The sequence below is a fragment of the Phenylobacterium sp. FG114 genome (assembly GCF_057809855.1).
In genome coordinates, this window is the sequence record NZ_JBMDKU010000005.1 from 268,897 (window position 1) to 283,493 (window position 14,597).

At 67.8% G+C, this 14,597-nt stretch carries 17 protein-coding genes and 1 tRNA gene; 6 read left to right on the forward strand and 12 right to left on the reverse strand.

Annotated features, from left to right (window positions below; translation table 11 throughout):
* Positions 1–31: 31 nt before the first annotated feature.
* The 4 genes from ACODSY_RS10765 to ACODSY_RS10780 form a co-directional block, all read right to left on the reverse strand.
* Entirely contained in the window at positions 32–490 is a 459-nt protein-coding gene (locus ACODSY_RS10765; RefSeq protein ID WP_488951852.1) for an SOS response-associated peptidase family protein, read from the reverse strand.
* 2 nt (positions 491–492) lie between these two features.
* The gene (locus ACODSY_RS10770; RefSeq protein WP_488951738.1) at positions 493–765 is read right to left on the reverse strand and encodes a hypothetical protein; all 273 of its coding nucleotides are present in this window, start codon (positions 763–765) and stop codon (positions 493–495) included.
* Positions 766–953: 188 nt separating this feature from the next.
* On the reverse strand, positions 954–2,306 hold the full coding sequence (locus ACODSY_RS10775) for a tyrosine-type recombinase/integrase (protein ID WP_488951739.1): 1,353 nt from the start codon (positions 2,304–2,306) through the stop codon (positions 954–956).
* Between the two features lie 183 nt (positions 2,307–2,489).
* Positions 2,490–2,565, reverse strand: a tRNA-Ile gene (locus ACODSY_RS10780).
* Positions 2,566–2,679: 114 nt separating this feature from the next.
* Here ACODSY_RS10780 and ACODSY_RS10785 point away from each other — a divergent pair.
* Complete coding sequence (locus ACODSY_RS10785; RefSeq protein ID WP_488951740.1) at positions 2,680–3,426, forward strand: SIMPL domain-containing protein; 747 nt, start codon at positions 2,680–2,682, stop codon at positions 3,424–3,426.
* On the opposite strand, the gene ACODSY_RS10790 is transcribed toward ACODSY_RS10785, so the two are convergent.
* The 4 genes from ACODSY_RS10790 to ACODSY_RS10805 all read right to left on the reverse strand — a co-directional run bounded on the left by ACODSY_RS10790 (position 3,423) and on the right by ACODSY_RS10805 (position 6,313).
* Positions 3,423–4,409 (reverse strand): NAD-dependent epimerase/dehydratase family protein, encoded by a 987-nt coding sequence (locus tag ACODSY_RS10790; protein ID WP_488951741.1) that lies wholly within the window; start codon positions 4,407–4,409, stop codon positions 3,423–3,425. The two genes, ACODSY_RS10785 and ACODSY_RS10790, sit on opposite strands and share 4 nt — an antisense overlap.
* A gap of 7 nt (positions 4,410–4,416) precedes the next feature.
* Positions 4,417–4,803, reverse strand: coding sequence for a hypothetical protein (locus ACODSY_RS10795; RefSeq protein ID WP_488951742.1), 387 nt, complete (start codon positions 4,801–4,803; stop codon positions 4,417–4,419).
* Between the two features lie 76 nt (positions 4,804–4,879).
* A complete protein-coding gene (gene panD, locus ACODSY_RS10800; protein ID WP_068874269.1) occupies positions 4,880–5,236 on the reverse strand; it encodes an aspartate 1-decarboxylase in 357 nt (118 codons plus the stop codon).
* 195 nt (positions 5,237–5,431) lie between these two features.
* Positions 5,432–6,313 carry an alpha/beta hydrolase gene (locus ACODSY_RS10805; protein WP_488951743.1) on the reverse strand — a complete coding sequence of 294 codons (882 nt, stop codon included), beginning with the start codon at positions 6,311–6,313 and terminating at the stop codon, positions 5,432–5,434.
* Between the two features lie 200 nt (positions 6,314–6,513).
* On the opposite strand from ACODSY_RS10805, the gene ACODSY_RS10810 reads away from it, so the two are divergent.
* Positions 6,514–7,755, forward strand: a complete 1,242-nt coding sequence (locus ACODSY_RS10810) for a serine hydrolase domain-containing protein (protein WP_488951744.1) — start codon at positions 6,514–6,516, stop codon at positions 7,753–7,755.
* Between the two features lie 7 nt (positions 7,756–7,762).
* Here the strand turns inward: ACODSY_RS10810 and ACODSY_RS10815 are convergent, their stop codons facing one another.
* Positions 7,763–8,119 carry a hypothetical protein gene (locus ACODSY_RS10815; RefSeq protein WP_488951745.1) on the reverse strand — a complete coding sequence of 119 codons (357 nt, stop codon included), beginning with the start codon at positions 8,117–8,119 and terminating at the stop codon, positions 7,763–7,765.
* 122 nt (positions 8,120–8,241) lie between these two features.
* Here ACODSY_RS10815 and ACODSY_RS10820 point away from each other — a divergent pair, with 122 nt between their 5' ends.
* Entirely contained in the window at positions 8,242–8,469 is a 228-nt protein-coding gene (locus ACODSY_RS10820) for a flagellar basal body rod C-terminal domain-containing protein (protein WP_488951746.1), read from the forward strand.
* A gap of 72 nt (positions 8,470–8,541) precedes the next feature.
* Here ACODSY_RS10820 and ACODSY_RS10825 read toward each other — a convergent pair whose 3' ends face one another.
* The gene (locus tag ACODSY_RS10825) at positions 8,542–8,994 is read right to left on the reverse strand and encodes a DUF6152 family protein (RefSeq protein WP_488951747.1); all 453 of its coding nucleotides are present in this window, start codon (positions 8,992–8,994) and stop codon (positions 8,542–8,544) included.
* A 63-nt stretch (positions 8,995–9,057) separates the two neighbouring features.
* Positions 9,058–9,921 (reverse strand): hypothetical protein, encoded by an 864-nt coding sequence (locus ACODSY_RS10830; RefSeq protein ID WP_488951748.1) that lies wholly within the window; start codon positions 9,919–9,921, stop codon positions 9,058–9,060.
* 136 nt (positions 9,922–10,057) lie between these two features.
* Here ACODSY_RS10830 and ACODSY_RS10835 point away from each other — a divergent pair, with 136 nt between their 5' ends.
* A complete protein-coding gene (locus ACODSY_RS10835) occupies positions 10,058–10,678 on the forward strand; it encodes a TIGR02466 family protein (protein WP_488951749.1) in 621 nt (206 codons plus the stop codon).
* 28 nt (positions 10,679–10,706) lie between these two features.
* Positions 10,707–11,516, forward strand: a complete 810-nt coding sequence (locus ACODSY_RS10840; RefSeq protein WP_488951750.1) for an RMD1 family protein — start codon at positions 10,707–10,709, stop codon at positions 11,514–11,516.
* A 3-nt stretch (positions 11,517–11,519) separates the two neighbouring features.
* Here ACODSY_RS10840 and ACODSY_RS10845 read toward each other — a convergent pair whose 3' ends face one another.
* Entirely contained in the window at positions 11,520–13,160 is a 1,641-nt protein-coding gene (locus ACODSY_RS10845) for a M20/M25/M40 family metallo-hydrolase (RefSeq protein WP_488951751.1), read from the reverse strand.
* A gap of 296 nt (positions 13,161–13,456) precedes the next feature.
* On the opposite strand from ACODSY_RS10845, the gene ACODSY_RS10850 reads away from it, so the two are divergent.
* Entirely contained in the window at positions 13,457–14,551 is a 1,095-nt protein-coding gene (locus ACODSY_RS10850) for an NF038122 family metalloprotease (RefSeq protein WP_488951752.1), read from the forward strand.
* The last annotated feature ends 46 nt before the right edge of the window (positions 14,552–14,597 follow it).

The window sequence follows — 14,597 nt, forward strand, 5'->3', positions numbered from 1 at the left end:
AATTGCGGCGCCCACAGTGGGCCTCCGGGCCTCAGGCCGGCTCGACCTCGTCCTTGCGCGCGCCGGTGGCGACCACCGTCAGGGCGCCGTCCGGCAACGGCCGCTGCAGATGCTTCACGGCGGCCCACGGCGCGTCGCTCATCCAAAGGTCGACATCCGATGGCGCGGTCAGGATCACCGGCATGGCCTTGGCGTGATAGCGCGCCACCTCGGCGTTGGCGTCCGTGGTCAGGAAGCCGAAGACCTCGCAATCCTCCCAGCCGGTCTTGATCTTGCGCACGCAGCTGTGTGGCGTCCAGACGCCCGCGAAGAAGGCCAGGGGACGCGCCTCCGACAGCGCGAACCAGAAAGGCTTGAGGGTGCCGCCCACCTGGTCGGGCTCGCTGAAGGACGTGAACGGCACGAGGCAACGGTGGGGCGGTTCCAGCCAGGCCGCCCAATGGCGGCTCTCCGTCCGCCGCACATTGGTCGTGCCGCCGTCCGGCTCCATCTTCAACAGCTCGTTGAACTCGAACGTCGTCCCTTGGCGCGCAGGCGGTCGGCGCGCTTCTTGGCGGCCTCCAACAACGCCTTCTGCGACGACGGCATCCCCCAGCGCATGTCGCGCATCTCGCGATGGCCGTCCGGGCTGTTGATCACCACCGGCGCCGCATAGTCCGGGAAGATCCCGGCCATTGGCGGGCTGTTGTGATTGCGGTCGTTCATCGCGCGCGCCAAGGCGGCCACCGCGGCGCGCGACGACATCATGGCGTAGAGGTTACACATGGCGGCCCATTCCCGATGTGGACCGACCCTGGAAGAAAATCGCGCCTCATGGAAGCGCCGCCTTTGGAACAGCCGACGACAGGATCGACGCGCGCCCGGCCCTGATCGCCGCGGAAGACACTTGACGCCCTGGCGACGACCTCCGCCCTGAGAGTTGGATTCCTCACGAAGGTCGCAGGGGCTCCCGATCAGCTCCGGGCGGCCCCAGCGTTACGGCTCCGCGGGCGGTGGTCTGAGCGTCCACTCTCCATTCGCTTCAGGACGGCAGCAGCCGCCTCGGGCAGCCGATCCTGATTTGTGGCTCGATCATGGACAGCTCCGTCTGGGCTTCGGCCGGCCATCAGGAGTTCGAGATAGCTCGACCACCACGCCATCATCAGGCGTCGACCACTGATCCATTCAGCAGCGTTGTAGATCGACCTCACGCTCCCTTCGTTGTGCGCCAGCTGCATCTCGATCCAGTCGCGGTTGAACTCGTGTTCGTTGAGGATCGTCGAGGCCGTCGAGCGGAAGCCGTGCACCGATGCGCGGCTGTGGTAGCCCATGCGGTAGGCGGCACAGATCAGGGTATTCTCGGAGATCACCCCGCTCTTGGTGTCGGCGGCGAAGAGCAGCGCCTTGTTACCGGTCAACACGAGCAGCCTCTTCACGATTTCGGTGGCCGGAGGAGACAGTGGCACGAGGTGGTCTCGACGCATCTTCATGCGTCCGGCGGGAATGCGCCAAAGGGCCTGTGCGGTATCGAGATTCTCGAACTCGTCGCGGTGCGCGAACCGGACCTCGGACGTGCGCACGATGGTATGGGCGACCAGCTCTAGGCCAAGGCGCGTTCTCTCATCCCCATCGTACTGCGCCAGCCGCCGCATGAATTCCGGCAGGTCACCGGGCTTGAGTGAAGGCCGGTGCTTCACAGGCTTAGGTGACGCCAGCGCGTCGCGGATATCGGCGGCGGGATTGCGCGCGCACTGTCCGGTGGCGACGCCAAACCGAAAGACATTGCCCGCCATCTGCAGCACCCGGCGGGCCATTTCGGGAGCGCCGCGCTGTTCGATCTGGCGTATGCACTCGAGGACTTCTACCGGCTCGATCGTGGCGATCTTCCGATCCCCTAGGACGGGAATGAGGTCATCGTCGAGGCGTGATCGAAGCCGGTCGGAATAGCTTTTGACCCATTTGATCTTGCGGGCTTTGAACCAGGCTTCGGCGACGACCTTGAACGTGCTGTCCATCGCCGCCGTCCTGGCTCTGACCTTGGCTCGCTTCCGCTCGACCGAGGGGTCATGTCCATCAGCGATGAGCGCGCGAGCATCAACCGCAGCCTTGCGCGCCTTGGGGAGCGAAACGTCGGGGTATCGTCCGAGCGCGAGAACCTTCTGCTTGCCCTCAAACCGGTAGGCCAGGCGCCACAGCATCGATCCTGACGGGTGCAGCAGTATGTACAGGCCCTCGCCATCGGTAACCTTGCGAGGTCTGCGTTCCGCCGCTGGCACTGCTCCGTGAGCAGCGCCCAAGCGCATCATTTTGGCATCAGTAAGTTGCATTGCTGCATCTGGTATTTTTGCAGGGTCTGTTGGTACCGACCCCGAAAAGTACCAGAGAACGGTCTGGAAACGATCCGAATGAGGCGGAACGAATCGCACGAATGCGTGATGGATTTTCACCGCATTTCTAATGACTTAGGTGGACTTTCCGAAACGCCGTGAAAGCACCTGAAAAGGTGTTGCTGGTGGGCCCGGCAGGACTCGAACCTGCAACCAGACCGTTATGAGCGGCCGGCTCTAACCATTGAGCTACAGGCCCATAGCTCGCGCGAACCGCCGCGTTACCATGGGCTGCACGCGGCTTAAAGCTTGCGTTCAGGTTGGAATTGCGACGCTTGGGCTCGTTCCTCCCCCCGGACTGGAGACTATACCGATGAAGACCCTGATGCGCGCCGCCGCCCTCGGCCTGGTGCTCACCACGGCCGCCGCCGCCCCCGCGGCCCTGGCCCAGGCCGCGCCGCCGGCCGCCGACACCATGTTCCGCGCCACCACGCTGAACCTGTCGGCCTATGGCGAGACCAAGGTGGCGCCCGACATGGCGACCATCACCCTGGGCGTCATGACCGAGGGCAAGACGGCTGCCGAGGCCATGCAGGCCAACGCCACGCGGATGAACGCGGTCGTGGCCAGCCTGAAGAAGGCCGGCATCCCCGACAAGGACATCCAGACGTCCAACCTGAACCTGAACCCGCAGTACAAGTACCAGGAGAACCAGCCGCCCCAGCTGGTCGGCTACCAGGCCTCGAACAATGTCACGGTGACCGTGAGCGACCTGAAGAAGCTGGGCCCGGCGGTCGACGCCACGGTGAACGCAGGCGCCAACCAGGTTCAGGGCGTCAGCTTCGGCCTGCAGGACCCGACCGCCGCGGAGAACGCCGCGCGGGAAGCCGCCGTGAAGGCGCTGGCCGCCAAGGCCGATCTCTACGCCAAGGCTACCGGCTACAAGGTCAGCCGCCTGGTCAGCCTGAGCGAAGCGGGCGGCTACGCGGCTACGCCCCCGATGCCGATGATGGCCTACGCCGCCAAGCGCGGCGCGGAGATGGACGCCGGAACGTCGGTCTCGGGCGGCGAGCTGAAGGTCCGCATCGACATCAGCGGCCTTTACGAGATCAGCCGCTAAGCCTCGACCGGGTACGGGCCATCGCGGAACGTCTCCGCGTGGTAGCCTTTGGCGCCGATCACCTGCGCAAGCGGGCTGGTCGGCGCCTCACCTGCGGCGACGCGCCCCAGCACATGGTCGAAGTCGTACGTCGGCGCCCAACCCAGGTCGGCCCGGGCGCGGGTGTTGTCGTACACGCGGTCCAGCGTCGGGAACATCCGCCACCCCAGCTTCGCATAGACGTCCGCGAACCCAGGGATCCGCTGCGCCAGCAGCGCCGGCGCATCCCGGCCCAGGGCCTGAGCGTCGGCCCGCGTGAACGGCGTCGTGGCGCTGACCACATAGCGACCGAAGCCCAGGCGCGGCGCCGCCTCCAGGGCCGCGAGGTGGGCGCCCACTGCATCCTCAACGTCCAGCCGGCGGAACAGGAACTCGTTGGTCTTGGCGTTGGCGTCGGCATAGCCGTCGCGCATCTCCCGGTCGTCGTCCGGCTCCGGGAAGAAGCGCGAGGTGCGGAGCACGATCACTGCCAGGCCGGTCCGGCGCTGCATCAGCTCGCACAGGTCCTCGGCGGCGGCCTTGGTGACGCCATAGATGTTCTTCGGGATCGGCCGGACGTCCTCGTCGATCCAGGCGGCGGGAGCGCCCGGCGGCGGGGCCATGGCGCGGCCGAAGACGCTTGTGGTGCTGGTGAAGACGAAGGCCTTAACGCCGGCCTCGGCGGCCTCCTCCAGCAGGTTCAGCGTGCCGGTGATGTTGACGTCCACGAAGGCCTGGCGCGGATGCGTGGCCACATGCGGCTTGTGCAGGGTGGCGGCGTGGATCACCGCGCTCGGGCCGCGCATGGCCGCCCGCACGGCGTCGCGGTCGGTCACCGAGGCGGTGACGTCGGTCCATGGCGACGGCGTCGTGTCCAATCCCATGGCGGGCCGTCCCGCGTCACGGAGCGTCCGGATCAGCGCCTCGCCGAGGTGGCCCGAGCTGCCGGTCACCAGGATCGTCACGGACGGCCTACTTGCTGACTTTCGCGCGCCGGAAGGCGCCGTCCAGCCGGTCGGCCATCATCCGGCCGGGGAAGGCGCGGTCGCCCTCCATCATGGCGGCGTAGACCAGGTTGGTCCCGGCGATGGGCCCCGCGGCCCAGCCCACGCCGCGCGAGGCGTCGGCCTCCGTATCGCAGGACAGCTGGCGTGGCTGGCGATCCTTGGCGACAGCGTCCAGCAGGGCGTCCAGCTTGCGCGTCCCCGGCTGGTCGCAGGCGGCGAACTCCTTCGCGCACGTGGTCGCCGAATTGTAGCGGTAGTAGCGCTTGCCCGAGCCCGCCTCGGCGATCAGCACGCAGGTGTTCGGGTCGCCCACGGCCTTTGAGATGGCGGCGTCTAGCGCGTCGCGGTCCACGCCGGGGGGCGCGCCAGGCGAACAGCCCGCCAGGCAGGCGGCCGCCAGCGACGCCGCGGCGACGGCGAGCGGGGCCTCAGGCGGCCTTCTTGATCTCGTTGGCGTCGTCCAGCAGGACCACGGTCGGGGCATAGTTGCGGGCTTCCTCGGCGGGCAACATCCCATAGGTCACGACGATGACCTTGTCGCCCTTCTGAACGAGGCGGGCGGCCGCACCGTTCACGCCGATCACCTTCGAACCGCGGGGGGCTTCGATGGCGTAGGTGGTGAAGCGCGCGCCATTGGTGATGTTCAGCACGTCCACCTGTTCGTGCGGCAGGATGCCGGACGCGTCGAGCAGATCCCGGTCGATGGCGATCGACCCCTCGTAGTCCAGATCGGCCTGGGTCACCGTGGCGCGGTGCAGCTTGGCCTTCATCAGCGTGAGCAACATGGGCGGTCCAGCGTCCTTGCGGCCTCGCCCTCGTGGGGCGAGCGGGCATATACGCACGTCGGGAACCCCGTTCAATGCGGCATCGCAGCGTGGCTGCCGCGGCGGCGCCCGGCGAGGGAAATGCTGACGACGTAAGGCCTTGGACACCACGCCCTGTGCGGCGCCCACCAGGATCGCTTAGCAGGCGCAGCAAGCTCACTCGGCGTGACGACGCAGGAAGTCGGTCATTTCATCCAGCACCGGCGCCCGTCCGCGGAGCGGACGCGACAGGGCCAGCACCATGCGGATGTGGTCCACGCCCGCGTAGTGACGCTCTTCCACCTCGACTCCAGCTTCGCGGAGCCGTTTCGCAAGGGCGATCGTATTCTTCGGCCAGACCATCTGGTCCGCATCGCCCGTGGCCAGGAAGGCTGGCGGCGAGTTCGCGGTCACATAGGCCAGGGGCTGGGTGCCGGGCAGGTCATCCGCGCCGCCGAAGATCCGCTCGGTGATCGCCCCGCGGATCGGCAGGAAGTCATAGGGGCCGGACAGCCCGGCAATGGCCTTCACCCGCCGGGGATCGACCCCGGCCGCGGTCAGGTAGCGGCCGTCCAGGCCCAGCATCACGGCGTTGTAGGCGCCCGCCGAATGGCCGACGAGAACGATCTTGGACGGATCGCCGCCGTACCTGCCGGCATTGTCCGCCGCCCACTTCACCGCCTGGGCGCCGTCTTCCAGGAAGCCTGGATAGCGGACCTCGGGATAGATGCGGTAGTCCGCGACGACGGTCACGAAGCCGCGCGACGCCAGCGCTCGGCCGACCCAATTGTAGTCCTGCCGCCGCCCGGAATCCCACGAGCCGCCATAGAAGAACACCGCCACCGGCGCCTGCCCCCGCGCCCGGCGGGGCGCGTAGACGTCCAGGCGTTGGCGGGGCCCCGCGCCATAGGCCTCGGCCCGTCCCACCTGCGAGGCGGGGTCCTTGGGCGACAGCGTGGCGAACATGCTGAGCGGCGAGCACGCCGCCGTGAGCATGGCGGCGGCCCCGGCCAGGGTCAGGCGCTTGGTCAGGCGCGCGGGTTCTGGGGAAGGCGGCATGAGGTCCCCGATACGGACGCGGGGACCGGCGCGCAACTCTCACCGGCCCCCAGCCACTCTACGTACCCCGCAGGGGCGTAGATGCAGGCGCCGCCACGTCAGGGCGCCGCACCTTTTCCAGGGGCGCCGCGCGCCAGTGGCTTGACGCGACACCCCCTGCCCGGCGCAATGTAGGTGAACAACGATAAGGGAGGCGTCCGATGGACGGTGCTCAGGCTCCGACGGGTTTCAATCGCGAGGTCCTGGCCGGCGTCGCCCCGGCGTTGAAGGGGCTGGTGGACCAGCAGGCGCTGTCGGGGATGGTCACCCTGGTCTGGCGAAAGGGCGAAGTGGTCCACGCCGAGGCGATCGGCCAGCGCGACATCGAGGCCGGGCTGCCGATGGAGCGCGACACCCTCTTCCGCATCGCCTCGATGACCAAGCCGGTCACCACCCTCGCCGCCCTGATGCTGGTCGAGGAAGGCAAGCTGAAGCTCGACGACCCGATCACCAAGTGGCTGCCCGAATTCAAGGACATGAAGGTCCTGACCGACGCCACCGGGCCGCTCGATTCCACCGTCCCCGCCGCCCGCGACATCACGGTCGAGGACCTGATGACCCACCGGTCTGGCCTTGCCTACGGCTTCACCTCCATGGGCCCCATCGCCCATGCGCACGAGGAGAAGCTGGGTTCGGCGCTCGCCAACCCCCACACGCCCGATGAGTGGATGACCCGCCTCGGCGCCTTGCCGCTCAGCTACCAGCCGGGCGAACGCTTCCACTACAGCCACGCCACCGACGTGCTGGGCTTCCTGGTGGCCCGCGTCGAGGGCAAGCCGATCGGCCAGGTGCTGAAGGAGCGCATCTTCGATCCGCTGGGCATGCACGACACCGGGTTCTGGACCCCGCACGAGAAGCGCGGCCGCCTCGCCAAGCTCTACCAGGCGCAGCCCGAGGGCGGCCTGAAGGACGTGTCCTGGTCCGATCCCGAGACCCCCGGCGCGTTCGAAGGCGGCGGTGGTGGGCTGGTCTCCACGGCCGACGACTACCTCAAGTTCGCCCGCCTCATGCTGGGCCGCGGCGAGGTGGACGGCGTCCGGCTGGTGAAGCCCGAGACGATCGACCTGATGACCAGCAACCGGCTCACCGACGAGCAGCGCGGCCACGCCTTCCTGGGCATGCCGTTCTGGCTGAGCCAGGGCTTCGGGCTGGGCGCGTCGATGATCCTGGACGCCGAGAAGCACCAGTGGATGGGCGCCGGCGGTGAGGGTTCGTTCGGCTGGCCCGGCGCCTTCGGCACCTGGTGGCAGGCCGACCCGGTCAACGAGATGATCCTGATCTATCTGATCCAGGACTCCATGCCCCTGGGCCCAGAGGCCGTGACCGCCATGCAGGGCCAGCGCCCGACCGGCCGCATCGGCTGCCCGATGTTCCAGAAGCTGGTCTACGCCGCCCTGAGCTAGGGACCGCCTAGCGGCTGTTGCGGGGCGCCACGCAGATCGGCTTGCCGGCCACGGTGTCCCCCACCAGCGTGCCGTCTCGGGCCGCGGTCGTGCGCGCGATGTTCAGCGCCTTGCTCTCGGCTGGTGGCTTCTGGCCCTTGGCGCAGATCGAGACCTCGACCCGCTGGCCGCCGTCGGGGCAGGTGCAGATGTCCTCGCGAGGATCCAGGCGGCTGCCCGGGACCTTGCAGACCGGCGGGATCGACCGGCCGCCCACGTCGATGCACTGGATGGTCTTGGTCGGCGGGTTCTCGCCGATCGGCTGGGCCACGGCCCCGCCGGCCACGGCGAGAACGAGCGGAGCCAGGACGATGAGCGCGCGCATGGGCACCTCCTTCGGTCGCGGGAGTATAACGCCGCAGCCGGCCATCGCGTCGCGCGGTTTTCGGACTTGTTCACCACATTGCTCAGCGCGGCCTTAACTGGACCGGGTGCAGCCTCGGCCGCATGGACCCGATCTCCACCGCCCGCTACGGCCTCCTGGCTGCGTCGCGCCGCTTCGAGACCTCCGCCGTCAACGTCGCCACCATGGGCGTCGAAGGCGAACCCGAGGTCGATCTCGGGAAGGAAACCGTGGACATGATCCGGGCCAAGACCGCGTTCTCGGCCAACCTGCAAGTGATCGGCTTCGCCCAGGAGATGTGGGACTCGCTGCTCAAGATCCAGAGCCGCTGACCCCGCCGCCGGCCGGATACGAAAAAGGGGAGCCTCGCGGCTCCCCTTTCCGTATCCGGCGATGCCCGGACCCTACTTCTTCTCGGTCGGGTCCGCGCCGTCCGTCGGCGCGCCCGTGCCGGACGAGCCCATGAACAGCTTCTTGCCGTCCGGGAAGGTCACGTCACGACCGTTGGCCTTGCAGGCCGGCTTGCAGAGCTTGTCCTTGGACTGATAGCCGCGGACGATGATCTCGGTGCCCGCGGGCAGCGAGGCCTTGGTGATCCCCGAGCGCATCAGGGTGTTGGGCGTGCCGCCCTCCACCATCCAGGCGGTCGCCTTGCCGCTCGAATCCACGACGTTCATGTGCACCCAGGCGTGGGGGTTGATCCACTCCACCCGCGTGACCTTGCCCCGCAGCAGCACGGGAGCCTTGCCGTCGAACTCGGCGGCGAAGGCATGGTGGGCCCAGGCCGCGCCGCCGGCGGCGGCAGTCGCAAGAGCCATCCCGATGGCCCCCGCAACGATCAGCTTCTTCTTGTTCATCTCGCGCCTCCAACGCCGGATGCTAGATTCTAATCCCTCGAAGGTCCGGTTTGAACCGTACCCCTATTTCAGCGGCTCCTTGCGCAGGTCGCCGTACATCAGTTCTTCCACGAATTCGACGCACTTGAACTGGTTCAGCCGCGCATCCTCGCCCACCCGCTTGTACAGGTTGAAGCTCATCTTCCAGGGCTTCGTGAAGGTGGCCGGGTCGGTGATCGTGGCCTCGTAGCGCATCACGCCCGGACCGGTCGGGGTCCAGCGCTCAACCACCGTCATCTGGTCGGAATGGAAGTTGCCCGCGCGGTCGAACCAGCTGCGGTCGTTCATGCCGGTCACCTTCACGACCAGCGTGTCGCCTTCCCACGTCGCCACCGACTGGCCCATCCAGCTGTCGACCGGCGCCGGGCCGGGATCGGTGAACAGCACGTTCCGCACCGCGCCCGCGTATTCGTAGGCGACGATCATCGACTTCTCGGATTGGAAGATCTGGAACGGCAGGTGCATGTAGTTCGCACGCGGCACGCCCGGCAGGTAGCACTTCACCTCGGGATCGAGGTTCAGATAGTCCTCGCGGTTGGCGTCGCGCTGCTTCTTGGCCTCCGCGGTGTAGGGGATCTCGCCGCCTTCCACGATGCCCAAGCCGGCCGGCACGGCGCCCACGGCGCCCAGGGCCACGACGGCCTTCGCCGGCACCGGATTGAAGGGGCCCGGCCGCATCTGCAGCGCCGCGCGGGCGGCGTGGGGCTCGATGTCCCATCCGGCGGTGTTCATCACCTGCCAGACGCCGTTCAGGTCGGGATGCTTGCCGTCCGGGCCGCGGGGGGCCTTGTAGGTCGCAGCCGCCTTGGGCTTGGCCTGGGCCTGCGCCGCCGCGGGCGCCGCCACCGCGAGGCCGATCACGGCCAGAGCCGCCACGATCCTGTTCATCGTCCTGCTTCCCCCAAAAGGTCCGGGCCTGGCTCACCGGCCGGGCTCTCGCGAACCAACCTAAACAACGTTCCGTCACCGCGCCAGACGACGCGGCGTTTTGAGAAACCGGTGGGCTGCGCTAAAGCCGCCCGCCATGACGCTGCGCCCGCTCTTCGTCACCCCGGTCTACGAGGCGACCCTTACAACAAACCGCAGCTTCGAAAATTTCAACCACGAGATTTTGGACGCCTGCCGGATGCTGGAAGCCGAGGACCAGGCCGGCCGGGCCTGGAGCCGCGCGCACGGCTACGGCGGCTACACGTCCTACGGCTCCCTGGACGACCTCCCCCAGCGGATGAGCGTCTTCGCCGACCTCAAGACTCAGCTCGACAAGCACGCCAAGACCTTCGCCGGCGCCCTGCACCTCGACCTCCGCGGCGGCAAGCTGCGCCTGGACAGCCTGTGGGTGAACATCCTGAAGCCAGGCGCCGGCCACTCGGGCCACATCCACCCGCACAGCGTGATCTCGGGCACGGTTTACGTCGACACGCCGCCGGGGGCGAGCGCGCTCAAGCTCGAGGATCCGCGCCTGCCGCTGATGATGGCCGCCCCGCCCCGTCGCACCGACGCGCCGGAGGAGACCCAGGCCTTCGTCTATCTCCAGCCGCAGCCGGGTACGATCTACATGTGGGAAAGCTGGCTTCGCCACGAGGTGCCGGCCAACAAGGCCAAGACCCCACGGGTCAGCGTGAGTTTCAACTACGGCTGGCGATAGGCCCGCCTCCCATGTTCCTCTCTCCGGCATGGCGGACGAACTCACCTCGGAAAAGGCCTTCTCCCCGCTGACGGCGCGCGCCGTCGTCCTCGGCGAGCGGATCGACACGGCCGGACTCGAACGGCGGGACGCGCTTTCGACTGTTCCGCTGGCCTTCAGGGTCGGCGAACAGGGCATGGCCGTCGTGTTCCGCTATGGCGTCGTCGTCCTCGTCGGGCTGGATGCCCTGGCCGAGGACGAGGTGCTGCGGGGGATCGCGGCGCGGGTCAGTTCGCCTTTCGACAAGCGGGAGGAGGAATCGGCCGTTCTCGCCCCCACGGCGGGCGAGGAACGGGTCGACCCGGATGGCCTGGTCCGGATCGCCGACCGTTCGCCCCCTCGCCTGCTCGTGGTCGCCCATGCGATCGCCGCCAGCGCCATCCTCGCCCACCATGAGCGGCAGGTGGAAGAGGTGCTCGACACCATCGAGCCCTGGGCCAGCGACCTGGCGCGGACGGGACGCCGCCATGGCGCGCGGCGCAAGGTCATCCGGCTGATCGGCCAGGCGCTGCTGGTCGAGCACCGCGTCAGCAGCCGCGTGGCCGTGGGCGACAAGCCCGACCTGCTCTGGGACCGCCCCGACCTGGAGCGCCTCTATGCGCGCCTCGAGAACGAGTTCGAGCTCGACGAACGCGCCGAGATCCTGAACCGCAAGCTGGGCGTCATCGGCCAGACCGCCCGGCTCATGACCGACCTGATCGACACCGAGCGATCGCTACGGCTCGAAGCCGCCATTGTCGTCCTGATCGTCTTCGAGATCGGGCTGACCCTGTACCAGATGACCCAGGGCCTGCACTGATCCCTACCGGTCGGCGATCATCTGCGGCTGGGCGAACTTCGTGGCGAAGAAGTCGTCCTTGTTCCATTTCGGCCGCTCGTCGGCATCGGCGATCTCACGGGCGATCTCATAGTTGATGCGGGCGAACTTGGCGCCGGCCGCGTAGTCGATCCCCTGGCCGAGGTCGTCGCAAGGCTTGTGGTAGCACTTGGCCAGGAAGCCCCGGAACTTCGCCTCGCCGCCGTTCTGGAAGCCGGTCATCAGGAAGGTCGAGGGAACCCCGACCTCCACGAACCGGAAGTGGTCGGACCGGGTGAACAGCCCCTCCTCCGGCAGAGGATCCGGCGACAGCGCCACGCCCTCGCGCGCCGCGGCCCGCTGGACCGCGCCGGCCAGGCTGGAACGCTCGGCGCCGAACGCCACCACGTCCAGGAAGTCGTAGGTGAGGATCGGCATGTCCAGGTTCACGTCGGCTGCGATCGAGGCCAGCGGCACGGTCGGATTGCGGGCGAAGTACTCGGCGCCCAGCAAGCCCTTCTCCTCGCCGGTCACGGCCAGGAACAGCACCGAACGGCGCGGCGCCTTGGCGGCCTCGCGGAACGTGCGCGCCACCTCCAGCGTGGTGGCGATCCCGCCGGCATTGTCGAGCGCGCCGTTGTTGACGCCGTCGCCGTCGACCGGGGGCGTCAGGCCGATGTGGTCGAGGTGCGCCGAAAGCACGACCACCTCGCCCTTCAGCTTGGGATCGGCCCCCTCCATGAGCGCCGCGACGTTGGCGCTCTCCACGGCCTTGGTTTCGGTGCGCAGCGCCACATCGAGAGTGGTGGCCAGGGGGAAGCGGGGCGGGTCGCCCTTGGGCTTCTGGGCCGCCTCGGCGACCTCGGCATAGGTCTTCTTCGCGCCGGCGAACAGCTTGTCCGCGCCGGCGACGCTGACCGACGCCAGTTGCGGGGTGTCCAGCGCCACGTCGTTGGGCGAGCCATCGGGCTTGCGCCAGGTCATCGCCCAGCTCTGCCAGGTGCGCTTGCCGTCGGCGAACGGACGCCGCTTCTCGTCCGAGGGCAGATAGAGCGAGATCAGACCCACCGCCCCATGCGCCGCGGCCTGCGCGCGCTTCGTGCGGCCGTTGGCGTAGTAGGCGCGCTCCTCGGTCTGGAAACTGGCCGGAGCCCCCGACAGGACGACCACGATCTTCCCCTTCACGTTCAGGCCCTTGTAGTCGTCGCGCTTGTGCTGGGGCGACACCACGCCGAAGCCCACGAAGACCAGCGGCGCCGACAGCTTCCGCTCGGTCGGACCGAACGGCTTGCCCGGCATCACGTCTTCGCCGAACACCAGCGGAACCTGCGCGCCGTCCTTGCCCTTCACGACGAAGCGGCCCTCGTCTGCCGGACGCACGCCCAGCAGCGGAACCGGCTGGAACCAGCCGCCATTGGCGCCCGCCGGCTTCAAGCCCAGTTGCGCGAACTGCGAGGCGACGTAGTTGGCGGCGATGTCGTAGCCCGGAGAGCCCGCTTCCCGCCCTTGAAGGAGGTCCGAGGCCAGGAATGTTACGTGGGCGCGGACGCGTTCCGCCTGGGCCGCGGCATCCGAGCCCTGGGCGAATGCGGGCTGAGCCAAAAGGGCTGCAACAAAGGCGACCCGCCCAAAGTTATTCAGTTTCATGGAGGCTCCGCGTTTGCGTCGTCTGTAGCGCAGCCGCGGACCTGGAGTCACGGCGCCCCTGTCGCCCTGCACAATCCATCGGCAGCCTTATCGAACTATCGCTATTGGTGCATTAATGCACTTGACGGTTGCGTCTTAACGTTACCAGTCTGTGACCAGTCTTCGCTGGGGTTTGTCGGGGGCCTGACAAGCGAAGACGATCATTGGGGTAACGAATGACGCCTCCCAAACTAAAGTATTTACTGTTGCCCTCGCTCGCCGCAGCGGCCCTCGCTAGCGCGACACCTGCCGCCGCCTTGACCATTGCTTTGAATGACATCGGCGGCGTCACCGGCTCGCAGGCGGAGAAGGGCTTCCGCATCGCCGCCAAATACTGGGAGTCGGTGCTGACCAATGAGGGCACGCTCAACCTGAATGTCGGGTTCAGCAACCTGGGGCCCGGCATCCTCGGGGGGACAAGCACCTCCCTCTACACCTACGTCCCGGTGGACACTTACTACGGCCTGCTGGCCGGCGCGGCGACCAGCAATCTGGACGCCATCGCCCTGTCGAACCTACCGGCCACCAACGCCAGCGGAAGCGTGGAGGTCACCGTCCCGGGGTACGATGTCGGCAATCTGGGGGTGGATCCAGCGACGACCCGGATCGCTCCCACCGATGGCGAGGCGATCAGCAGCATGATCGCGGTGTCTTCCGCGAACATGCTGGCGCTCGGCGTCGACTTCAATCCCGGCGCCGACGCGCAGGTGCAGTTCTCCAACGCATTCGCCTTCGACTTCAATCCAACCGACGGCATCGCCACCGGCCAGTACGATTTCATCGGCGTCGCGGTCCATGAGATCGGCCACGCCCTGGGCTTCATCAGTGGGGTCGACGACTTCGATTACGTCGCCAACGATCCACCCTTCCCGCTGGACGACGCCTGGTGGGGGTATAGCGCCGACATGTTCCGTTACAGCGCCGAGGACAAGCTGGACTGGAGCGTAGGGACGCCGTCGTACTTCTCGATTGACGGCGGCAAGACCGCGCTCTTCGACGGCTACTTCTCGACCGGCACGGATTTCGGCAACGGCTGGCAGGCGTCTCATTGGCTTCCGCCGAACGACGCGAGCGCGCCTTGCGTCGACTTCCGCGGGATCATGAACCCCTACATCTGCAGCCGGCTGGTGGACTCGGTCAGCGGCCTGGATCTGGCGCTGTTCGACGCCATCGGCTGGAACGTCAACTTCGACGTCCTGGCCGACAACAACGGCTACAATTTCTCGACGGCGGACATGTACGCCGCGTTTGCGGCGCAGGCGCCGGAACCGGGCACTTGGGCGCTGATGATCCTGGGCTTTGTCCTCACCGGCAGCGTGATGCGCCGCCGCCGCGTCGCGCCCGCGTCTTGAGGCGCAGCCAGGGCTGAAAAGCGAAACGCCGCCGGAGCGATCCGGC